Consider the following 20,698-nt stretch of genomic DNA (forward strand, 5'->3'; position numbering starts at 1 on the left):
GCGATTTAGCGGAAGGGCGGTGCGTAGAGCAGGCCACCATCTGTCCACTGGGCGTTCAGCCCGCGTGCCAGACCGATGGGTGTCTCTTCGCCGATGTTCTTGGCAAAGATCTCACCGTAGTTGCCTTCGGCCATGATGGCGCGCTTGGCCCAGTCGGCGTCGAGGCCGATCATCTCACCCAATGTGCCCTCGGTGCCCAAAAGGCGGGCAACTTCGGGGTTGTTGGTGTTGCCGGTCATCTCTTCGATATTGGCCGAGGTGATGCCCAGTTCTTCGGCAGCGATCAGCGCGTTCAGCACCCAGCGGGTGATGTCGCCCCAGTCGTTGTCGCCGTGACGGACCAGCGGGCCCAGCGGCTCTTTCGAGATGATCTCGGGCAGCAGCACGTGCTCATCGGGGTTTTCGAAGGTCGCGCGTGTCGCAGCAAGGCCCGATGCGTCGGTGGTGTAGGTGTCGCAGGCACCGGCAAGGTACTGCTGCTGGCCTTCGGCGTTGGTTTCAACGGGGACCGGCTCGTAGCTGATGTTGTTCTTGCGGAAGAAGTCCGCGAGGTTCAGCTCGGTTGTGGTGCCGGTCTGGATGCAGACGGTCGCGCCGTCCAGATCCTTGGCCGAGGAAACGCCAAGCGCTTTGGGGACCATGAAGCCCTGACCGTCGTAGTAGTTCACGCCGATGAAGTCGAACTTCAGGTCGGTGTCACGGCTGAAGGTCCATGTGGTGTTCCGTGCGAGGAAGTCGATCTCGCCCGAGGCCAGCGCGGTGAAGCGGGTTTTGCCGGTTGTCGGCACGAATTCCACGGCGTTCTTGTCGCCCAGAACGGCGGCGGCAACGGCACGGCACACGGCCACGTCGAAACCTTCCCATTCGCCGTTGGCGTTCGGCGCGGCAAAGCCTGCAAGGCCTGTGGTCACGCCACAGTTCAGCTTGCCACGGGCCTTGACGTCATCAAGCGTGGCGGCACCAGCAGCGCCGGCCGCAAGGCCAGCAACGGTCAGCGCGCCAAAAATTACGGTTTTTTTCATTTTTACCTCTTCCTGATAGTCCGCCACGTTCACTGGCGGTTAATCCGACGCCAGATGACGCCGAAAGCGATCTTGTGCAGGGTTTCCCCTGCTCAATGAAAAGCAGTGTGGGCGGATTCAGGTTTGAAGGTCAAGGGCGCGATGGGCAAAATCAGGGCGGGTTTTCACATCGAGTCGCAAAGCTTTTATCAAGTTAAGCAGCTTTGCAAAGCACTATTATTGCACATGCATGTAAAAATGCCTGCCGCTTGATTTCGGCCTCTTGCTCGGCCACGTCATCGCGGCCCCATTGCTCGGCCTGCCATGTCTCATCCAGCCGCGACAGGGCCCAAATTTCCTCGGGGTCAAAGGCCTGTTCGAGCGCGGCAAAGCCAAGGATCAGCGAGCCGGTGAGGCTCACAAGGTCATGAAAAGCCGCCAGTTCAAAGGGATCAAGCGCCGCCGTCCGCCGGTGCAATTGGGCCAGGGCTTCGGGCGCTTGCGGCTCATGCATGATGCCCTCCCGCGTCTCCAACCGCACGCCAAGGGTTTGCGCCGCCCAGTCCAGCATCGGATCCCACTCAGCCGCTTGCCGGGCGACCAGACCTTCGGGGCTGTCGGCGCGGTAGCACAGAAGATCGCTGTCGCCATAGGCCGCGAGCATCTCGACGACCTCGGCCTTTTGCACCGCGACCTTGTCGATCGCGGCATTGGCGGTCTTGGTCACCGGCATGGTACGCGGGTCGATCTGCTTTTCCTGCGCCTGCCATTCGGCGGCCACGGCCTCGGCCATGGCGCGGGTCGGCAGGGTCAGCAGGCGCTTGGCCGGGGTCTTCACCCGGCGGCCGTCCAATTCGACGGTGAAACCGTCTTCGACCGTGACCACGGCGGCGTCTTTCCAAAAGCGTTTGGCTTTCCAGTCACTCATGCGGGAATGCTCCAGATTTGTTCCAGCAGGGCGGGCAGCGCCGCGAAATCCTCGACCAGATGCGCGGCGGCGGCCAGCCGTTCCGGGCCGTGATAGCCCCATTTGACGCCGATCCCGGTCACCCCGGCAGCGGCGGCCATGTCCATGTCGAAAGAGGTGTCGCCGATCATCACCGTGGCCTCAGGCCCTACCCCGGCATCGGCCATCGCCTGATGGATCATCGACGGATGCGGCTTGGAGGGATGGAAATCCGCTACCTGCTGCGTGATGAAAAGCCCCTCCAGCCCGTGACCGGCGATCAGCTTGTCCAGCCCGCGTTTCGACTTGCCCGTGGCGACGCCCAACAGCATCTCCGGCTCTGCGTGAAGACGCCGCAACGTCTCCAACGCGCCGGGGTAAAGCGGCGAGGATTGCGCCACCCCCGCCTCGGCCCGCAGGGTCATATAAGCAGCCTTATAGGCTTCAACCATCGCAAGGTGATCTCCCGCCGGGCGCCTGGGGGCCAGTACCGTCATCGCCACATCCAGCGACAGGCCGACGATCGACAGGATCTCGGCCCGCGTTGGCGCGGGTGCCTCCACAGCCGCAAAGGCCGCCGTCATCGCCGCGACGATATCGCCTTGGCTGTCGACCAGCGTGCCGTCGACGTCAAAAATCACCAAACGGAGCGGTTTGCTCATTGCAGCGACTCGAAAGGGTCTTCTTCGGCGAGATCCTCGGTCCAGCCGAAGGTGTCCCAGCTATGCGCCATATGGTCGGGCAGTTCAGCGGTGATCGTCACCACCTTGCGCGTGTGCGGATGTTCGAAACGCATCATCCGCGCGTGCAGATGTAGCTTCTTCGAGATGATCCCGCCCAGTTGCGCGCCCCAGCCGTCGCCGAGGTTCTCCTGCCCCGAACCGCCGTATTTGCCGTCGCCAACGATCGGATGCCCAATCTCGGCCATATGCGCCCGCAGCTGGTGGGTGCGGCCCGTGACCGGCTCCATCGCCACCCAAGACGCGCGCGAGCCGACGCGGAAGAGCGTTGCATAAAGCGTATGCGCGCGTTTCGCGCCCGGCGTGTCGTCCATGTCGCGCGGGTGCACGGCAATCATCTTTTCGCCCTCGCCCTTGCGGCCATGGCCGCCGGCCTTGACCAGACCGTATTTGATCTCCCCCAGATAGGGCGTGGGCACGCCCGCGACGATGGCCCAATAAATCTTGCGGGTTTCGCGGTGCCGCATCGCCGCCGTCAGCGATTTGGCCGCCGCACGGGTGCGCGCCAAGAGCAGCACGCCCGAGGTATCGCGGTCGAGCCGGTGCACGAGGCGCGGCTTTTCCTCGGCGTCGAAGATCAGCGCTTCGGACAGCGCGTCGACATGGCGGTCGGCCTGGCCCGAGCCGCCCTGCACCGCCAGCCCGGCGGGCTTGTTCAGCGCGATGACGTGGTCGTCGCGGTAGATCACGCAGTCGCGGATCATTTTGGCGTCGGCCTCGGTGATGCGTGTCCGCTTGGGCGGCGGGGGCGGCGCGGCATCGGGCAGCGGCGGCACGCGCACCTGCTGGCCCGCCTCGAGCCGCGTGTTGGCCTTGACCCGGCCCCCATCGACGCGGATCTCGCCCTTGCGGCACATCTTCTCGATGAGGCCCTGATTGATCTGCGGAAACATCCGCTTGAACCAGCGGTCAAGCCGCTGGTCGCCATCGCCCTCGGCGACGGTCACTGTCTGTACGCGGCTCATGCCAATACCTCACGGGCCAACCAGAGGCCCAGCAAACAGGCGGCCAGCGACAAGATCACCGAGGCCCCCACATATGAAAATGCGACAGCGGCGCGGCCTGCCTCAAGCAGGCGCAACGTGTCGAGTGAAAACGCCGAGAAGGTGGTGAAGCCGCCCAGAAGCCCGGTCATCAGGAAGGGCAGCAGCAGCGCCTTGTCCGCGAACGTGACCCAGACCACCCCGATGGCGAGCGAGCCCGCGACGTTGACGGCAAGCGTGCCCAGCGGAAAGCCCACGGCCAGACCGACAAGGTAGCGCAGACAGGCCCCCAGAGCGCCGCCGAGCGCCACCATGATCAGTGTTTTCATCATCGACACCCCATCGCGCCTGCGCGGCCCGGAGTCAAGTTTTCCGCTTGGCGCGCAGCCCCGCAAAGTAATCCTGCCGCTTTTTCAACTCCCGCTCGAAACCGCGTTCGACCGGTTCGTAAAGGCTGGGGCGTTCCATCGCGTCGGGGAAGTAGTTTTGGCCTGAGAACCCATCCTCGGCGTCATGGTCATAGGCATAGCCCGAACCGTAGCCCTGTTCTTTCATCAGCTTGGTGGGCGCGTTCAGAATATGTTTCGGCGGCGGCTCCGACCCGGTGCTGCGCGCCAGACGCCGCGCGCCCTTGTAGGCTTTGTAGACAGCGTTGGATTTCGGCGCGAGGCAAATGTAGGTCAGCGCCTGCGCGATGGCGAGCTCCCCCTCCGGGCTGCCGAGACGCTCGTAGGTCTCCCATGCCTGCAGGCAGAAGGCCTGCGCCTGCGGATCGGCGAGGCCGACATCCTCCACCGCCATCCGAGTAATGCGCCGCATCAGGTAGCGCGGGTCCTCGCCGCCCTCCAGCATCCGCCCCAACCAGTAGAGCGCCGCGTCCGGGTCCGAGCCGCGCATGGATTTGTGTAGGGCCGAGATGAGGTTGTAATGCGAATCCCCCGACTTGTCGTATTGCGCCGCGCGGCGCATGAGGCGTTTCGACAGGCCCGCCTTGTCGAGCGGTGCGTCGTCTTTCCACGCGGTCACCTGCTCGATCAAATTGAGCAGCGCCCGCCCGTCGCCATCGGCCATTTCCAGCAGCGCCTCGCGCGCCTCGGGTTGCAGGGGCAGGGGCTTGCCCAGCTCGCGTTCGGCCCGCTGCGCCAAGCGTTCCAGATCGCCATGGGGCAGGCGCTCCAGCACCAGAACCTGCGCGCGGCTGAGCACAGCGGCGTTGAGTTCGAAACTCGGGTTCTCCGTGGTGGCGCCGACCAGAAGGATGGTGCCATCCTCCATATGCGGCAGGAAGCCGTCCTGCTGTGCCTTGTTGAAACGGTGGATCTCGTCAACGAAGAGCAGCGTTCCCTGCCCCTGACGGCGGCGCATCTTGGCCGCGTCGAACACCTTGCGCAGTTCCGGCACGCCCGAGAAGATCGCGCTGATCTGCACGAAATGCAGATCGGTCTCATCCGCCAGCAGCCGCGCGATCGTGGTCTTGCCTACACCGGGCGGCCCCCAGAAGATCAGCGAGGACAGCGCCCCGGCGGCCAGCATCACCGACAGCGGCGCATCGGGGCCGAGCACCTTTTCCTGCCCGATCACCTCGCCAAGCGATTTCGGCCGCAACCGGTCGGCCAAGGGGCGGTGGCCGCCCTCTTCCGCCTCTTCCGTGTCTCCGAACAAATCCGCCACGCTACCCCCTGAACCGCAGCGCCATGCGCCGGTCACCGCGTTGTATCACCATCTGGATGCGACGCACCTGCCCCGAGAGCAGCGCCACGAGGGCGGCGGTATCCTCCACCGCCACGCCGTTGACCGAGAGGATCACGTCACCGTCCCTGACCCCCACGCGCGGGCCGAAACGCCCGGCGTCGAGCACCACCACGCCCGCGCTTTCCAAGGGCAAGTTCATCTCGGCAATGACCGCCGGGTTGATCCGCGCCGCTTTCAGCCCCGGCAGCAGGCTGCCCGCGCCCAAGGTGACCTCGGCCCGGTCCGGCACGTCGGGCGCGGCGATCAGGGCCACATTCATCTCCTGCAACCGCCCCTCGCGCATGACGCCCACGCGGGCGGAATGGCCCAGACCTGCCACCGACATGCGGTAAATCATCTCGGCGGGCGTGTTCACCGGCTGGTCGTCAACGCTGACGATCACGTCGCCAACCATCAGCCCCGCGCCGTTAAAGGGGCTGGCGGGATGCAGCCCGGAAACGATGATCCCGCCCGGACGGTCCAGCCCCAAGGGCCCCGCCATGTCGGCATCGACTGGCTGGCCTGAAAGCCCCGCCCAGGGACGCTGGAAAGCGGTCTCCCCGGCGCGGGCCTGTGCGACGAAGGCGGCCACCAGATCGGCGGGAATGGCAAAACCGATGCCGTTGCTGCCGCCCGAGCGGGTCAGGATCGAGGTGTTCACTCCGATGAGCCTTCCGCCCATGTCAATGAGCGCCCCGCCGGAATTGCCCGGGTTGATCGGCGCGTCTGTCTGGATGAAATAGCCCTGACCTCCCCCGCCCGCGGCGCCAGAGCGGGCCAGCCCCGAGACGATCCCGCTCGACACGGTCTGGCCCACGCCGAAGGGGTTGCCGATGGCCAACGTCAACTCGCCCACCTCCACCGCGTCGCTTTCGCGCAACTCGAGAAACGGCAGGTCCTCGGCCCCTTCGAGCTTGAGGATCGCCAGATCGCTGTCGGCATCGCCCAGAAGCACCCGGGCGCTGTACTCACGTCGGTCGTTCAGCACGACGCGGATGTCGGTGGCGGTGCCGACGACGTGGTAGTTCGACACGACGATCCCGTCGGCCGAGAGGATCACGCCCGAGCCAAGCGAGTTCTGCACCCGGGGCCGCTCGGAGAAGGGATCGCGAAAAAAGCGTTCGAAGAAGGGATCGGTCTGCAGCGGCGTGCGGCGGGCCTTTGCGATGGTCCGGGCGTAGATATTGACCACCGCCGGGGCGGCCTCTTTGACCAGCGGCACGAAACTCAGCTGCATCTGCGCGGCGGAGCTTGGCACATGCTGTGCGGCCAGCGGGCCGCAGAGCATCATCAAGAGCAGGAAAAGGGTTCTCATGCCCCAGATATGCGCAGGGAGTGGGGCCGGTGCAACTGCGATTTGCCCCCCTGCCCAGCAAAAGAAAAGCCCCGCCGGGGGCGGGGCTTTCCGAATAACGATGGCGGGGATCTTATTCCGCCGCGTCTTCCTCGGCCAGACGCGCCTTGTCGGCGGCACCCTTGGCGTCGCGGTCGCGGTCGACGAATTCGATGATCGCCATCGGCGCCATGTCACCATAGCGGAAGCCGGCCTTCAGAACGCGGACGTAGCCGCCCTGACGGTCCTTGTAGCGCGGGCCCAGCACGTCGAACAGCTTGGCGACATACTGGTCTTCTTTCAGCTTCGACGCGGCCTGACGGCGGGCGTGCAGGTCGCCGCGCTTGGCGAGCGTGATCATCTTCTCGATGATCGGCTTCAGTTCCTTGGCTTTCGGCAAGGTGGTCTTGATCTGCTCATGCTCGATGAGCGAGCCTGCCATGTTCGAGAACAGCGCCTTGCGGTGTTCATGTGTACGGTTCAGGCGGCGGTATCCACGTGCGTGACGCATTGTCTTACTCCAATCGTGATGCCCTCTACGGGCGGTTTTGCTTTGTCTGGCCCGCGATGCGTGTCACGAGCTCTCCTTGGGGCTTACGCCCGGTCGTAACGGCACCCGATTTCTTTGAAAGAAATCGGTGCCGGAAACTTTGAAAGTTTCCGGCGCCCGTATCTTAGAACGAATCCTCGAACTTTTTGGCGAGGTCTTCGATATTCTCTGGCGGCCAGTCCTCGACGTCCATGCCAAGGTGCAGACCCATGCCCGAAAGCACTTCCTTGATCTCGTTCAAGGATTTGCGGCCGAAGTTCGGGGTGCGCAGCATCTCGGCTTCGGTCTTCTGGATCAGGTCGCCGATGTAGACGATGTTGTCGTTCTTCAGGCAGTTCGCCGAACGGACCGAGAGCTCCAGCTCGTCGACCTTCTTCAGCAGCAGCGGGTTGAACTCCAGACCGTCGTCGTCGTCCTGACGGGACGCCGATTCCGGCTCGTCGAAGTTCACGAAGATGCCCAGCTGGTCCTGCAGGATACGCGCGGCGAAGGCCACGGCGTCGTCCGGCGTGATGGAGCCGTCTGTTTCCACTTTCATGGTCAGCTTGTCATAGTCCAGCACCTGCCCCTCACGGGTGGGCTGCACGTCGTAGGAGACCTTCTTGACCGGCGAATAGATCGCGTCGATCGGAATGAGACCGATGGGCGCGTCCTCGGGCTTGTTCTTGTCTGCGGAGACATAGCCCTTGCCGGTGTTGACGGTCAGCTCCATGTAGACATCCGCACCGTCATCGAGATGGCAGATCACATGCTCGCGGTTCAGAATCTCGATACCGGCGGATTCGGAGATGTCACCGGCGGTGACGACGCCCGGACCTTTGGCGGAGATCGACAGGCGCTTGGGGCCTTCGACTTCCATGCGCAGGCTGACGCCCTTGAGGTTCAGGATGATGTCGGTCACGTCTTCGCGCACACCGGCGACGGAGGAAAACTCGTGCAGCACGTTGTCGATCTGCACGGAGGTGATCGCCGCGCCCTGCAGCGAGGACATCAGCACGCGGCGCAGCGCGTTGCCGAGGGTCAGACCGAAGCCCCGCTCCAGCGGTTCGGCCATGACGGTCGCCTGACGTGCGGGGTCGTTGCCCGGCTTAACGTCAAGCTGTTGCGGCTTGATCAATTCAGCCCAATTCTTGTGGATCATGCGTCCCTCCATCCTTGTTTGTGCCTCATGTCCAAATGACACAAACGCTCGAGGTTTCTGAAAAGCGGTATGGGGCCGCACGCAAGGCGCGACCCCATGTAAAACAATCCCGACTTAAACGCGGCGGCGTTTGGGCGGGCGGCAGCCGTTGTGGGCCATCGGGGTCACATCACGGATCGAGGTGATGTTGAAACCGGCAGCCGCCAGAGCGCGCAGCGCGGATTCACGGCCGGAACCGGGGCCCTGCACTTCGACTTCCAGCGTCTTGACGCCGTGATCCTGAGCTTTGCGGCCTGCATCTTCTGCGGCCATCTGAGCGGCGTAAGGTGTCGATTTACGCGACCCTTTGAAGCCCATGGTGCCAGCGGACGACCAGGAGATCGCGTTGCCCTGCACGTCCGAGATCAGGATCTTGGTGTTGTTAAAGCTCGAGTTCACATGCGCCACGCCTGCGGCGATGTTCTTGGAGACCTTACGCTTGGTGCGTGTCTTATCGCGTGCCATTGATCGGACCCTCCCTTATTTCTTCTTGCCAGCAATGGCCTTCGCGGGGCCTTTGCGTGTGCGTGCGTTGGTATGGGTGCGCTGGCCGCGAACCGGCAGGTTGCGACGGTGGCGCAGGCCACGGTAGCAGCCGAGGTCCATCAGGCGCTTGATGTTCATCTGCGTGTCACGACGCAGGTCACCTTCGACGGTGTAGTTGGCGTCGATGTGCTCACGCACGGCCAGAACTTCGGCGTCGGACAGCTCGTTGACCCGGCGGGTCTCGTCGATGCCGACAGCTTCGCAGATGGCCTTGGCGGAGGAGCTGCCAATACCAGTGATATAGGTGAGGGCGATGGGAACCCGCTTTGCAGTCGGGATGTTTACGCCGGCAATACGTGCCACGTTAGCTATTCCTTTTCGTTGCGGGTCCGTGATTCCAGACCCTTTTTTCACAACACAAGCCCGAGGCGGTAAGACCATCGGGCTAAGGCTGATCAGGTGATCTTGCGGGGTTGGGCGGAACCCTTGCCGCAATTTGATTCTCTTACGAGATAGGGGTGACTATGAGGTTTTGCGCAGGGCGTCAAGGCCCGCACAAAACTCAGCGCTGATCGGCAGCGCGAAGGCAAAGGACAGCGCCCCCTGCCCCGCGCCGCCGGGAAATCACTTGTCGAGAACCTGCGCGATTGCGCCGCGCACTTCTTCGATCTGGCCCAGACCGTTCACGCCGCTGAGCATGTCTTTGGCATAGTAGTAGCCGATCAGCGGAGAGGTCTGTTTGTAATAGGCCATCAGACGGGTTTTGAGGCTTTCCTCATTGTCGTCTGCGCGGCGCTTGAACTCGGTCCCGCCGCAGTTGGTGCACTTACCATCTTCGGGGATCGGTTTGGTCAGGTCGTTATAAACCTCGCCACAGCTTGCGCAAGTGGACCGCGCGGTGATGCGGGCGACCAGCGCCTCATCATCGACCTTCATCTCGATCACAGCGTCGAGGGTCTGGCCCTCTTGCGCCATCAGATCGGCCAGCGCATCGGCCTGCGCCAGCGTGCGGGGGAAGCCGTCGAAGATAAAGCCGCCATGCTCGGCCTTGTCGGTGAGCTTTTCGCGGATCAGGCCAATGACGATCTCATCGGTGACAAGCGCGCCGCGGTCCATCACGTCGGCCACGATCTTGCCCATCTCCGTGCCGCTGTCCTTGGCTTCACGCAGCATGTCGCCAGTGGACAGCTGAACCATGTTGCGGGTCTCAACCAGATGACGTGCTTGGGTGCCTTTGCCTGCGCCCGGAGGCCCGAGTAGGATAATATTCATCGACGTACGGGGCTCCGTTTCTTGCGTGTACCTTTGCCTTTGCCCGCGCCCTTGCCGCGCAGCTGAGACTTCTCAAGCAGACCTTCATACTGATGCGCCAGCAGATGGCTCTGAACCTGTTGGATCGTGTCCATGGTGACCGAGACGACGATCAGCACCGAGGTGCCGCCGAAGTAGAAGGGGATCGCGAACTGGCCGCGCAGAATCTCGGGCAGAACACAGACCGCCGCCAGATAGGCTGAGCCGAGGACGAGGATGCGGTTGACCACATACTCCAGATACTCGGCGGTACGCTTGCCGGGGCGGATGCCGGGGACAAAGCCGTTCTGGTTCTTCAGGTTGTCGGCCACGTCATCGGGTTTGAAGCTGACGTTGAAGGTATAGAAATAGGCGAAGAAGACGATCATGCCCACGAAAAACAGCAGGTAAAGGGGCTGACCGGGGCCGAAGTTCGCCAAGAGCCAAGACATCACCGGGCTGGTGGAATTGCCCGAGAAGGTGCTGACGGTGACCGGCAGCAGCAGCAGTGAAGAGGCGAAGATCGCCGGGATCACACCCGCCGGGTTCACCTTCACCGGCAGGTGGCTGGTGCCGCCATCGTACATTTTCATGCCGACTTGGCGGCGTGGATATTGAATGTGAATCTTGCGCAGCGCGCGCTCCATGAAGACCACGAACATGATCGTCGCGATCACCATGACCAAGACGCCCACGATGACGGCGGGGCTGATGGCGCCCGAACGGCCCGAGGCGAAGAACTGCGCGATGGCGGCGGGAACCTCGGCGATGATGCCGACGAAGATAATCAGCGAAATGCCGTTGCCGATGCCGCGCGCGGTGATCTGCTCACCCAGCCACATCAGGAACATCGTGCCGCCCACGAGGGTAATCATACAGGCCGCGATAAAGCCGAAACCCATCTGGCCATCGGCCACGATGTCACCGGCCTGAAGGCTCACGGCAAGGCCATAGGACTGCAAAGTCGCCAGCGCCACGGTGCCGTAGCGCGTGTGTTGGTTGATCTTCTTGCGCCCCTGCTCGCCCTCTTTCTTAAGCTGTTCCAGCGCAGGAACCATGGAGGTCAGCAGCTGAACGATGATCGAGGCCGAGATATAGGGCATGATGCCCAGAGCGAAGATACCCATCCGGCCAAGCGCGCCGCCGGTGAACATCGACACCATGCCGCCGATGCCTTGGCCTGCGCTCTCCATAAAGTCACGCAGCGCGCCACCGTCGATGCCGGGAACCGGAATGAAGGTGCCAAGGCGGTAAACGATAAGCAGCCCGAGCGTGAACAGAATCCGGTTGCGCAGGTCTGTTGCCTTGCCCAATGCGGACCAGCTCGTGTTCGCGGCCATGTTTTCGACGGCAGATACCATGAGGGGTCTCTTCTTTTGTTGCGAAAACGCCGCCCGGGCCGTTTTCCGGCGGGCGGCGTTCGGGAAAACTTGAGGTTATGTAAGCGGCTGGCGCGCCGCTCACAAGCCTTAAGGCCGCTTTACTCGGATGCCTCGGCCGCCTTGGGGGCGGTCACGGTCACCTTGCCGCCTGCCTTCTCGACCGCCTCGATGGCGGACTTGGAAGCGCCAGCGACGTTCAGGTCGATCTTGGAGGTGATGTCACCCTTGGCCAGAACGCGGATACCGTCCAGCTCACGACGGACCAGACCGGAAGCAACCAGCGCTGCGGCGTCAATGGTGTTGCCCGCGTCAAGTTTCTTCGCGTCGATGAACTTCTGGATCAGGCCCAGGTTAACGACAGCGAAGGATTTGCGGTTCGGCTTGTTGAAGCCGCGCTTGGGCAGACGCTGGTAGATGGGCATCTGGCCGCCTTCGTAGCCGTTGATGCTCACACCCGAGCGGGACTTCTGACCCTTGATACCACGGCCACCCATTTTACCCTTGCCAGAGCCGGGACCACGGCCAACGCGCATACGCTTCTTGGCTGCGCCTTCGTTGTCGGAAAGTTCGTGCAGTTTCATGTCGCTTCTCCTTATGCCGGAAATGGCCCCCAGCGACGGGAGTGGCCAAACGCGGCGTTGCGATTCCATTGCGACCCAACACGGGCCACCGGGGGCGTATAGGGGATGGCGGGGGGCGTGACAAGGGGGGCATGGCGACTACCTCCAGCGCCTCACCCCTGTCGACCTAATCCCACCGGCTAGTGGCAATGATATGGCTTTGATCCGGCATGGCAACATCGCCCCGGCGGTGAGGATTTTCTACATCCGCCCCCATGGGCGGGGCCGTCGGGGGTACTTAGTTGGCTGGTTTGCATCTGAACCGACGCGAAGGACGGCGCACCAGCCGCCACAAATATAACGGCGAGTATAGCAAAGGGTTTCATCGTTAATCCTATCCGTTTACGCCCCGAAAAAATGCGTGAGGCCATTCAACGGTAAATGTTAACGAAATATTAACAAGTGTTGAAAACGAGTGGGCGAAGGAACCGACCTCTCGAATCCCCCCAGTAAGCGGACCGAACGCGTACCAAGCGCGCCTCAGCAGTCGCCTGCCAAACCCGCAAATCCCACAACGCAAAACGCCCCGCAGTTCCCTGCGAGGCGCTCTCGTAGGATGGTCCTCCACCCTACCGCTGAACCCTAGGTTCAGCCTTTCTCTTCAACGATCTCGACCATATGCGAGACCTTGTTGATCATGCCGCGCACGGAAGGTGTATCTTCCAGCTCACGGGTGCGACCCATTTTGTTGAGGCCGAGGCCGACCAGCGTTGCGCGCTGTTTGGCGGGGCGGCGGATCGGCGAACCGACCTGCTTGATTACGAGTGTCTTGGCCATGCTTATGCCTCCTCAGCCACTTGAGCGGAGGACTCTACGTTGTCTTCACGCTTGGGCAGAATGTCAGCCACTTTCTTGCCGCGACGCTGCGCGACGGAACGGGGCGATTGCTCTTTCTTCAGACCGTCCAAAGTGGCGCGGATCATGTTGTAGGGGTTCTGCGAACCGACCGATTTGGACACAACGTCTTTCACGCCCAACATCTCGAACACGGCACGCATCGGACCACCGGCGATGATACCGGTACCTTCAGGTGCTGTGCGCATGATGACGCGGCCAGCGCCGTGGCGACCATGCATGTCGTGGTGCAGGGTGCGGCCTTCGCGCAGTTGCACGCGGATCATCTGACGCTTGGCTTGCTCGGTCGCCTTGCGGATGGCCTCGGGCACTTCTTTCGCTTTACCCTTGCCAAAGCCGACGCGGCCTTTCTGATCGCCCACGACCACGAGTGCGGCGAAGCCGAAACGCTTACCACCCTTAACGGTCTTGGACACGCGGTTGATCGCGACCAGACGGTCAGCGAATTCCGGGGTCTCGTCGCGTTGGTTGCGGCGGTTGCCCCCACGGTTGTCATCTCTTGCCATCTGGCATCTTCCTTTTTCTGTGGCCTTACCGGCCCTTAGGATCAATCCTGGTGAGCCCATGGCCCCCGGATCATCGAGAGGGCCTTCCCGGCCCTCTTCGCAGGAGAGCTATGCCCGAGGCATAGCCTTCGTATGAAAGCGGGTGCGTGGTTGCCCACGCACCGCACAATCAGATCTTCAAACCGCCTTCACGCGCAGCTTCGGCCAGAGCCTTCACCTTGCCGTGGAAGAGGAAGCCGCCACGGTCGAAGTATGCTTCTTCGACGCCGGCTTTCTTGGCACGTTCGGCAATCGCGGCACCGACTTTCGTCGCTGCTTCGATGTTGTTTTTGCCAACCACGCCCAGATCCTTCTCCATGGAGGAGGCGGAGGCCAGTGTCACGCCGTTCACATCGTCGATCAGCTGGGCCGAGATGTTCTTGGACGAACGGTGTACCGACAGGCGAAGACGCCCGGCGTTGACTTTGCGGAGTTTGTTCCGAACGCGCATGCGGCGCTTCAGGAACAGCTGTCGTTTGGTATTTGCCATCAATCCGTTCCTTACTTCTTCTTGCCTTCTTTGCGGAAGATGAACTCGCCCTTATAGCGGATGCCTTTGCCCTTATAGGGCTCGGGCTTGCGCCATGCGCGGATGTTCGCGGCAACCTGACCAACGAGCTGTTCGTCGATGCCTTCCACAACGATTTCGGTCTGCTTGGGTGCCGTCACGGTCACGCCCTCGGGCGCAACGTAGTCGACATCGTGGCTCAGGCCGAGGTTCAGTTTCAGCGTGTTGCCGTTCATGGCCGCACGATAACCAACACCCTGGATTTCAAGCTCTTTCTTGAAGCCCGTGGTGACGCCGGTCACCAGGTTTTCGATCATGGTGCGGGACATGCCCCACTGCTGACGGGCGCGCTTGGACTTGCCGCGCGGTGTCACAGTGATTGCGTTGTCTTCGACCGCGAGGCTCACGTCATCAGTGGCACGGAAGCTGCGGGTGCCCTTGGGGCCCTTCACTTCGATGGTCTGACCGCTCACCTCTGCCGAGACACCCGAAGGCATAGCGACTGGTTTCTTACCGATACGAGACATTGTCTTCTCCTTAGAATACGGTGCAGAGCACTTCGCCGCCGACATTGGCAGACCGTGCAGATGCGTCCGACATCACACCTTTGGAGGTGGAGACAATCGACACGCCGAGGCCCTGACGGACGACGGGGATGTCATTGACGGCCATGTAGACGCGGCGGCCGGGCTTGGAAACCCGCTTAAGCTCACGAATAACAGGTTCGCCTTCGTAGTACTTGAGGCTGATTTCGATGGCGGGGTGGCCATCGGCGCCCGTGACTTTTTCATAGCCGCGGATGTAGCCTTCGTCGGCCAGCACGTCCAGAACCCATGCACGCAGCTTGGAAGCCGGTGTCATGACGGTGGATTTGCCGCGCAGCGAAGAGTTACGGATGCGTGTCAGCATATCTGCGATAGGATCGTTCATCTGATGCGCTCCTTACCAGCTCGACTTGACCATGCCGGGAATCTGGCCGGAAGAGCCAAGGTCCCGCAGCGCGATCCGCGAAATTTTCAGTTTACGATAGTAGGCGTGCGGGCGGCCCGTCAGCTGGCAACGGTTGTGCAGACGCACAGCAGAGCTGTTGCGCGGCAGTTTCGCCAGCTTCAGGGAAGCGCGGAAACGCTCTTCCATCGGTTTGCTTTCGTCGCTCACGATCTCTTTCAGAGCCGCGCGCTTGTCAGCGTACTTCTTAACCAGTGCTTCGCGCTTCTTCTCGCGCTCAATCATGGATTTCTTAGCCATTTCTAATCCTTCCCGCGCTTATGAATTGAAGGGCATGTTGAATGCTTTCAACAGCGCCTTGGCTTCAGCGTCGGTTTTCGCCGTGGTGGCGATCACGATGTCCATACCCCAAGTCTCGTCAACTTTGTCGAAGTCGATTTCGGGGAACACGATATGCTCTTTCAAGCCCATGGCGTAGTTGCCACGGCCGTCAAAGCTCTTGCCCGAGATGCCGCGGAAGTCGCGGATACGGGGCATTGCGATCGTGATCAGACGATCAAGGAATTCGTACATACGGTCGCCACGCAGGGTCACTTTCGCACCCAAAGGCATGTCCTCACGCACGCGGAAACCAGCGATGGATTTCTTGGCCACGGTTGTCAGAGCCTTCTGGCCTGCAATCGCGGTCAGGTCTTCCTGAGCCGACTTGGCTTTCTTGCTGTCGCGCACGGCTTCGGCACCGCAGCCGATGTTCAGAACGATCTTGTCCAGCTTGGGGATCATCATGTCGTTCTTGTAGCCGAATTCCTCTTTCAGGGCGGCGCGGATCTTCTCGCGGTATTCGGCCTGAAGGCGGGGTGTGTAGGTTGCGGTATCAAGCATCGATCACGTCCCCCGTGGTCTTGGCAAAGCGCACTTTCTTGTCGCCTTCGATTTTGAAACCCACGCGGGTGGCTTTGCCATTGGCATCCACCAGTGCGAGGTTGCTCAGGTCGATCGGCATCGCCTTGGGAATGCGACCGCCTTGAGTTGTCTGTGTCTGGCGCGTGGCGCGGATGGCGATTTTCACGCCGTCAACGATGGCCTTGTTCGACTTGGGGTCAACGGACGAGATGGTGCCCGTCTTGCCTTTGTCCTTGCCGGACAGGACGATGACCTTGTCACCTTTGCGAAGTTTAGCAGCCATGATTACAGCACCTCCGGAGCGAGCGAGATGATTTTCATGAAGTTCTTCGCGCGCAGCTCACGAACGACCGGCCCGAAGATACGGGTGCCGACCGGCTCGTTGTTGTTATTCAGGATAACAGCGGCGTTGCGGTCGAAGCGGATGGCGGTGCCATCTTCACGACGAACTTCTTTGGCGGTGCGAACGACGACGGCCTTGCGGACGTCGCCCTTTTTCACACGACCACGCGGGATGGCTTCCTTGACCGACACGACGATGATGTCGCCGACGGACGCGTATTTACGCTTGGAACCACCCAGGACCTTGATGCACTGAACACGGCGCGCGCCGCTGTTGTCAGCAACATCCAGGTTGGTCTGCATCTGGATCATTTGGTTTCTCCCGACCTTCTGGGGGGCGATGCGGCCCTCATCCCAGGGTTTCGTTTAAGGGGCTCAGGCCTCGGCTTTGTCCGAAGTCAGAACTTCCCAACGTTTGGTTTTCGACTTGGGGGCACATTCGATGATGCGTACAGTGTCGCCCACCTTGAACGTGTTGTTCTCATCGTGAGCCCGGTACTTTTTGGACTTACGGATGGTCTTTTTCAGAACCGGATGCGTAAAGCGGCGCTCTACGGAAACGGAAACTGTTTGTGCGTTGGCGTCCGATGTCACGGTGCCTGTAAGGATACGCTTGGGCATGTTTCAGGCTCCTATTATTCGGCTGCCGCAGCAGCGGCTTTCTGGTTCAGCACGGTGTGGACACGGGCCACGTCACGCTTAACAGTCTTCAGACGTGCGGAATTCTCCAGCTGGCCGGTGGCCTGCTGAAAACGCAAGTTGAAGGATTCTTTTTTCAGGTTCACAAGCTCGTCGCGGAGCTGGTCCGGCGTCTTGTCATGCAGTTCGCTGGCTTTCACGGCCTCTTCCTTTCAACATCACCAGTAGGCCCCTGTCAGGGTGACCATGATTCTGGTGGAGTTCATGATGAAAGGTGCCAATACGCGTTGAGGTCGCACATGGCAACCCCCGTTGGCCCGCATCTGCGCTTTTGGCGCAAATAGGCTGGCGATGGGGGTATGTTCGGCGTAAGGAGGAGCCATGTCAAACATCAAATCGCTTTTCGCCACCCGCCTCTATCACGCCGCCTTGTCGGACCATGGCAAGCCCATCGACACCGATGAACTGGCCGCCTCCTGCTTCTCGATTGCCGAGGATGATGAGGCCGGTCAGGACTGGTGCGAAGAGAATGGCTATGCCGGCTACACCTCCTATGCCTCGCTGGATGACCTGCCCTACCGGTTCCCGATCTTTAAGGATTTGGTCAAATCGCTCGACAAACATGTCGCGGCCTTTGCCAAGGATCTCGAGTTCGATCTCGGTGAGCGTAAATTGGTGCTCGACTCGCTTTGGCTGAACATCCTGCCCGAAGGCGGCATCCATACATCGCATATCCACCCGCATTCGGTGATCTCGGGAACGACCTATGTGACCATGCCCGAGGGAGCCAGCGCGATCCGCTTCGAAGACCCGCGGCTGCCGATGATGATGGCCGCGCCGGGCCGGATGAAGGGCGCGCGCGAGGAACTGCGGCCTTTCATCTATGTGGCCCCCGAAGCGGGCGACGTGCTGCTGTGGGAAAGCTGGTTGCGGCACGAGGTGCCGATGAACATGATCGAGGAAGATCGGGTGTCGGTCAGTTTTAACTACGCCTGGGAGAGCTGAGGGCCAGCGTCTGCCCGCGGGTGGGCGATCCAACGGTGCCTCGTGCCACTTTATCTCTCAACCATGATGGGCGCCCTCAACGTCGCGCCCAGCCTCACCAAATCGCCCACCCGGTCGCACCAAAGGTGCGCCTAGTATATTCTGGAATGCCTCTGGCGTGACGGGCGGGCAGGCGATGGCCCGGCGCCTGCGGCGCGGATCAGGCCGGGGTGGCAGTGACAGGCTTCTTGCCCTGATGGAAAACTTGACCGACAGTTGAACGCTTTCAAAAGGTCATTCGCATCGCCATGTTTCTCCGCCTGCTCTTCCTCGCCTCAGCCGCCGCCACGGTCGCCGCCTTCCTGTACCCCACATTCCGCGACCTGCTGCTCATCGGCCTGCCCTGCGCCATCGCCAGCGCGATCCTCCTCCTGCGGTCGCTCCGCCGGGGGCGCAAAGACTGGGTCATCGTCGACGGCTCCAACGTCATGTTCTGGAAAACCGGAGCACCTGACATCCGCGCCGTGCGCGAGGTGGTGGACGAACTCCGCGCGCGCGGACAATCCCCTTGCGTGGTCTTCGACGCCAACGCGGGATACCGCCTCATTGGCCGGTACCAACACGACAAGGCGTCGAGCAGCCAGCTCGACCTGCCCGCAAGCCGCGTGATGGTCGTCCCGAAAGGCACGCCCGCCGATCCCTACATTTTGAAAGCGGCCCGCGATCACCGCGGCCGGATCGTCAGCAGGGACCAGTTCCGGGATTGGAGCGAGGCCCACCCCGAGATCGGCACCCCGGGCCATCTGGTGAAAGGCGGCTACCGGGGCGGGAAACTCTGGCTCGCACTGGACCGCGAAGACTGACAAAACAAAACCCCCGCCGATCGCTCGACGGGGGTTTCTTTTCTCTCAGCCGCCCCTTGCGGGGCTACGGGCTTACCAGTCCTCGCGGACCACGACCCGGGTCTTGATCGGCAGCTTCATGGCTGCCAGACGCAGGGCTTCGCGCGCCACGTCTTCGCCGACACCGTCGATCTCGAACATGATGCGGCCCGGCTTGACCTTGGCGGCCCAGAAGTCGACGGAACCTTTACCTTTACCCATACGAACTTCGACGGGCTTGGAGGTTACCGGAACATCCGGGAAGATGCGGATCCAGACACGGCCCTGACGCTTCATGTGACGCGTCATGGCGCGGCGTGCCGCTTCGATTTGACGGGCTGTAACCCGCTCCGGCTGCAGTGCTTTCAGGCCGTAGGTGCCGAAGTTCAGGTCAGACCCGCCCTTCGCCAGACCCTTGATCGAGCCTTTGAACTGCTTGCGGAATTTAGTACGCTTTGGTTGAAGCATTTCTCATTCCCCCTTAGCGACGACCGCCGGCACCGCGAGGTGCTGGGCCGTCTTGGAGTTCCTGTGCCTTGCGGTCACGCGCGGCGGGGTCGTGTTCCATGATCTCGCCTTTGAAGATCCAGGTCTTGATCCCGATGATGCCGTAGGCGGTGGACGCCTCGACATGCGCGTAATCGATGTCGGCACGCAATGTGTGCAGCGGCACGCGACCTTCGCGGTACCATTCGGTACGCGCGATCTCGGCACCACCCAGACGACCCGCGAGGTTCACGCGGATGCCCAGTGCGCCCATGCGCATGGCGTTCTGCACGGCACGTTTCATGGCCCGGCGGAAAGACACCCGGCGCTCCAGCTGCTGTGCAATGCTCTCACCAACCAGATGTGCGTCCAGCTCGGGCTTGCGGACCTCAACGATGTTGAGGTGCAGTTCCGAGTTGGTCATCTTGGCAATCTTCTGGCGCAGCGTCTCGATGTCCGCGCCTTTCTTGCCGATGATGACACCGGGGCGTGCTGTGTGGATCGTGACGCGGCACTTCTTGTGCGGACGCTCGATGATCACACGGGCAACACCGGCCTGGTGGCACTCTTTCTTGATGAAGTCGCGGATTGCGAGGTCTTCGAGCAGAAGATCACCGTAATCCTTGGTGTCGGCGTACCAGCGGCTGTCCCAGGTGCGGTTCACCTGAAGGCGCATACCGATCGGATTGACTTTGTTACCCATCAGGCTTGCTCCTCAACTTGACGCACTTTGATCGTGATCTCGGCAAACGGCTTGATGATCTTGCCGAACCGGCCACGGGCCCGCGGGCGACCGCGCTTCATGGTCAGGTTCTTGCCGACATAGGCCTCGGCCACGATCAGCTCATCGACGTCCAGGTTGTGGTTGTTTTCCGCGTTGGCGATGGCGGACTGAAGGCATTTCTTCACGTCCTGCGCGACCCGCTTCTTGGAGAAGGTCAGGTCGGTCAGCGCCTTGTCCACGGACTTGCCACGGATGAGGGCAGCAACCAGGTTCAGTTTCTGCGGGCTCGTACGAAGCATGCGCAGCTTTGCCATTGCTTCGTTGTCTGCCACGCGGCGGGGATTCTTATCCTTGCTCATGGCTTATTTCCGCTTCGCTTTTTTGTCGGCGGCATGACCGTAGTAGGTGCGAGTCGGGGAGTATTCGCCGAACTTCTGACCGATCATTTCTTCGCTGACGTTGACAGGAATGTGCTTGTGACCGTTGTAGACGCCGAACGTCAGACCCACGAACTGGGGCAGGATCGTGCTGCGGCGCGACCAGATCTTGATCACTTCGTTACGACCGCCCTCACGGGAAGCCTCTGCCTTTTTGAGGACATAAGAGTCAACAAAAGGACCTTTCCATACTGAACGAGCCAT

General features: G+C 61.7%; 31 protein-coding genes. 2 read left to right on the forward strand and 29 right to left on the reverse strand.

The genetic code is table 11. The features are described from left to right. Positions 1–5: 5 nt before the first annotated feature. From ACGYK2_RS08130 to rpmC, 25 genes are all read right to left on the reverse strand, one after another. Entirely contained in the window at positions 6–1,022 is a 1,017-nt protein-coding gene (locus ACGYK2_RS08130) for an amino acid ABC transporter substrate-binding protein (protein WP_209218372.1), read from the reverse strand. A 193-nt stretch (positions 1,023–1,215) separates the two neighbouring features. Then, positions 1,216–1,929 (reverse strand): ATP12 family chaperone protein, encoded by a 714-nt coding sequence (locus tag ACGYK2_RS08135; protein ID WP_271688290.1) that lies wholly within the window; start codon positions 1,927–1,929, stop codon positions 1,216–1,218. Then, on the reverse strand, positions 1,926–2,609 hold the full coding sequence (locus tag ACGYK2_RS08140; RefSeq protein WP_271688291.1) for an HAD-IA family hydrolase: 684 nt from the start codon (positions 2,607–2,609) through the stop codon (positions 1,926–1,928). Before ACGYK2_RS08140 ends, ACGYK2_RS08135 begins: the two co-directional genes overlap by 4 nt. Beyond that, a complete protein-coding gene (locus ACGYK2_RS08145) occupies positions 2,606–3,652 on the reverse strand; it encodes an RluA family pseudouridine synthase (RefSeq protein ID WP_271688292.1) in 1,047 nt (348 codons plus the stop codon). The genes ACGYK2_RS08140 and ACGYK2_RS08145 overlap by 4 nt, the downstream gene beginning before the upstream one ends. Then, positions 3,649–4,002: a CrcB family protein gene (locus ACGYK2_RS08150; RefSeq protein WP_271688293.1), complete on the reverse strand. Its 354-nt coding sequence runs from the start codon at positions 4,000–4,002 to the stop codon at positions 3,649–3,651. The genes ACGYK2_RS08145 and ACGYK2_RS08150 overlap by 4 nt, the downstream gene beginning before the upstream one ends. 31 nt (positions 4,003–4,033) lie before the next feature. Further along, positions 4,034–5,341 (reverse strand): replication-associated recombination protein A, encoded by a 1,308-nt coding sequence (locus tag ACGYK2_RS08155; protein ID WP_271688294.1) that lies wholly within the window; start codon positions 5,339–5,341, stop codon positions 4,034–4,036. Position 5,342: 1 nt separating this feature from the next. Then, on the reverse strand, positions 5,343–6,716 hold the full coding sequence (locus ACGYK2_RS08160; RefSeq protein WP_271688295.1) for a trypsin-like peptidase domain-containing protein: 1,374 nt from the start codon (positions 6,714–6,716) through the stop codon (positions 5,343–5,345). A 112-nt stretch (positions 6,717–6,828) separates the two neighbouring features. Beyond that, complete coding sequence (gene rplQ, locus ACGYK2_RS08165) at positions 6,829–7,245, reverse strand: 50S ribosomal protein L17 (protein WP_271688296.1); 417 nt, start codon at positions 7,243–7,245, stop codon at positions 6,829–6,831. Between the two features lie 163 nt (positions 7,246–7,408). Continuing rightward, entirely contained in the window at positions 7,409–8,425 is a 1,017-nt protein-coding gene (locus tag ACGYK2_RS08170) for a DNA-directed RNA polymerase subunit alpha (protein ID WP_007118862.1), read from the reverse strand. Between the two features lie 114 nt (positions 8,426–8,539). Continuing rightward, the gene (rpsK, locus tag ACGYK2_RS08175) at positions 8,540–8,929 is read right to left on the reverse strand and encodes a 30S ribosomal protein S11 (protein ID WP_067263152.1); all 390 of its coding nucleotides are present in this window, start codon (positions 8,927–8,929) and stop codon (positions 8,540–8,542) included. 15 nt (positions 8,930–8,944) lie between these two features. After that, positions 8,945–9,313: a 30S ribosomal protein S13 gene (gene rpsM, locus ACGYK2_RS08180; RefSeq protein ID WP_067263150.1), complete on the reverse strand. Its 369-nt coding sequence runs from the start codon at positions 9,311–9,313 to the stop codon at positions 8,945–8,947. A gap of 261 nt (positions 9,314–9,574) precedes the next feature. After that, the gene (locus ACGYK2_RS08185; protein WP_271688297.1) at positions 9,575–10,222 is read right to left on the reverse strand and encodes an adenylate kinase; all 648 of its coding nucleotides are present in this window, start codon (positions 10,220–10,222) and stop codon (positions 9,575–9,577) included. Further along, positions 10,219–11,601 carry a preprotein translocase subunit SecY gene (gene secY / locus ACGYK2_RS08190; protein ID WP_276154269.1) on the reverse strand — a complete coding sequence of 461 codons (1,383 nt, stop codon included), beginning with the start codon at positions 11,599–11,601 and terminating at the stop codon, positions 10,219–10,221. Before secY ends, ACGYK2_RS08185 begins: the two co-directional genes overlap by 4 nt. Positions 11,602–11,720: 119 nt before the next feature. Next, a complete protein-coding gene (gene rplO, locus ACGYK2_RS08195; RefSeq protein ID WP_067263142.1) occupies positions 11,721–12,203 on the reverse strand; it encodes a 50S ribosomal protein L15 in 483 nt (160 codons plus the stop codon). Between the two features lie 627 nt (positions 12,204–12,830). After that, positions 12,831–13,019 carry a 50S ribosomal protein L30 gene (gene rpmD, locus ACGYK2_RS08200; RefSeq protein WP_067267994.1) on the reverse strand — a complete coding sequence of 63 codons (189 nt, stop codon included), beginning with the start codon at positions 13,017–13,019 and terminating at the stop codon, positions 12,831–12,833. Between the two features lie 2 nt (positions 13,020–13,021). Then, positions 13,022–13,603, reverse strand: a complete 582-nt coding sequence (gene rpsE / locus ACGYK2_RS08205) for a 30S ribosomal protein S5 (RefSeq protein WP_067267992.1) — start codon at positions 13,601–13,603, stop codon at positions 13,022–13,024. A gap of 169 nt (positions 13,604–13,772) precedes the next feature. Continuing rightward, positions 13,773–14,132 carry a 50S ribosomal protein L18 gene (gene rplR, locus ACGYK2_RS08210; RefSeq protein WP_067267990.1) on the reverse strand — a complete coding sequence of 120 codons (360 nt, stop codon included), beginning with the start codon at positions 14,130–14,132 and terminating at the stop codon, positions 13,773–13,775. Positions 14,133–14,143: 11 nt separating this feature from the next. Then, positions 14,144–14,677 carry a 50S ribosomal protein L6 gene (rplF, locus tag ACGYK2_RS08215; protein WP_067267988.1) on the reverse strand — a complete coding sequence of 178 codons (534 nt, stop codon included), beginning with the start codon at positions 14,675–14,677 and terminating at the stop codon, positions 14,144–14,146. Between the two features lie 10 nt (positions 14,678–14,687). After that, positions 14,688–15,080, reverse strand: a complete 393-nt coding sequence (rpsH, locus tag ACGYK2_RS08220) for a 30S ribosomal protein S8 (protein WP_067267987.1) — start codon at positions 15,078–15,080, stop codon at positions 14,688–14,690. A gap of 12 nt (positions 15,081–15,092) precedes the next feature. Then, entirely contained in the window at positions 15,093–15,398 is a 306-nt protein-coding gene (gene rpsN / locus ACGYK2_RS08225) for a 30S ribosomal protein S14 (protein WP_136720403.1), read from the reverse strand. Between the two features lie 18 nt (positions 15,399–15,416). Further along, positions 15,417–15,980, reverse strand: coding sequence for a 50S ribosomal protein L5 (rplE, locus tag ACGYK2_RS08230; RefSeq protein WP_209218383.1), 564 nt, complete (start codon positions 15,978–15,980; stop codon positions 15,417–15,419). Continuing rightward, entirely contained in the window at positions 15,973–16,284 is a 312-nt protein-coding gene (gene rplX / locus ACGYK2_RS08235) for a 50S ribosomal protein L24 (protein WP_271688299.1), read from the reverse strand. Before rplX ends, rplE begins: the two co-directional genes overlap by 8 nt. Before the next feature lie 2 nt (positions 16,285–16,286). Next, positions 16,287–16,655: a 50S ribosomal protein L14 gene (gene rplN, locus ACGYK2_RS08240; protein WP_005621870.1), complete on the reverse strand. Its 369-nt coding sequence runs from the start codon at positions 16,653–16,655 to the stop codon at positions 16,287–16,289. 63 nt (positions 16,656–16,718) lie between these two features. Beyond that, entirely contained in the window at positions 16,719–16,964 is a 246-nt protein-coding gene (gene rpsQ / locus ACGYK2_RS08245) for a 30S ribosomal protein S17 (protein ID WP_067267977.1), read from the reverse strand. A 14-nt stretch (positions 16,965–16,978) separates the two neighbouring features. Continuing rightward, positions 16,979–17,182: a 50S ribosomal protein L29 gene (gene rpmC / locus ACGYK2_RS08250; RefSeq protein ID WP_209218384.1), complete on the reverse strand. Its 204-nt coding sequence runs from the start codon at positions 17,180–17,182 to the stop codon at positions 16,979–16,981. Positions 17,183–17,363: 181 nt separating this feature from the next. On the opposite strand from rpmC, the gene ACGYK2_RS08255 reads away from it, so the two are divergent. Beyond that, on the forward strand, positions 17,364–17,987 hold the full coding sequence (locus ACGYK2_RS08255; protein WP_271688301.1) for a TIGR02466 family protein: 624 nt from the start codon (positions 17,364–17,366) through the stop codon (positions 17,985–17,987). 287 nt (positions 17,988–18,274) lie between these two features. Further along, entirely contained in the window at positions 18,275–18,829 is a 555-nt protein-coding gene (locus ACGYK2_RS08260; protein WP_271688302.1) for a hypothetical protein, read from the forward strand. 72 nt (positions 18,830–18,901) lie between these two features. Here ACGYK2_RS08260 and rplP read toward each other — a convergent pair whose 3' ends face one another. The 4 genes from rplP to rpsS are packed head-to-tail and all read right to left on the reverse strand — an operon-like array spanning position 18,902 to position 20,698. Beyond that, positions 18,902–19,315 carry a 50S ribosomal protein L16 gene (rplP, locus tag ACGYK2_RS08265; RefSeq protein ID WP_007118841.1) on the reverse strand — a complete coding sequence of 138 codons (414 nt, stop codon included), beginning with the start codon at positions 19,313–19,315 and terminating at the stop codon, positions 18,902–18,904. A 13-nt stretch (positions 19,316–19,328) separates the two neighbouring features. Beyond that, positions 19,329–20,036, reverse strand: a complete 708-nt coding sequence (rpsC, locus tag ACGYK2_RS08270; RefSeq protein WP_067267970.1) for a 30S ribosomal protein S3 — start codon at positions 20,034–20,036, stop codon at positions 19,329–19,331. Further along, a complete protein-coding gene (rplV, locus tag ACGYK2_RS08275) occupies positions 20,036–20,416 on the reverse strand; it encodes a 50S ribosomal protein L22 (protein ID WP_067267968.1) in 381 nt (126 codons plus the stop codon). The genes rpsC and rplV overlap by 1 nt, the downstream gene beginning before the upstream one ends. 3 nt (positions 20,417–20,419) lie before the next feature. Continuing rightward, positions 20,420–20,698, reverse strand: coding sequence for a 30S ribosomal protein S19 (gene rpsS / locus ACGYK2_RS08280; RefSeq protein WP_067267967.1), 279 nt, complete (start codon positions 20,696–20,698; stop codon positions 20,420–20,422).

Origin of the sequence: Sulfitobacter sp. 1A10359, from assembly GCF_043558145.1 — a bacterium.
In the GTDB taxonomy this organism is placed as follows: Bacteria; Pseudomonadota; Alphaproteobacteria; order Rhodobacterales; family Rhodobacteraceae; genus Sulfitobacter; species Sulfitobacter faviae.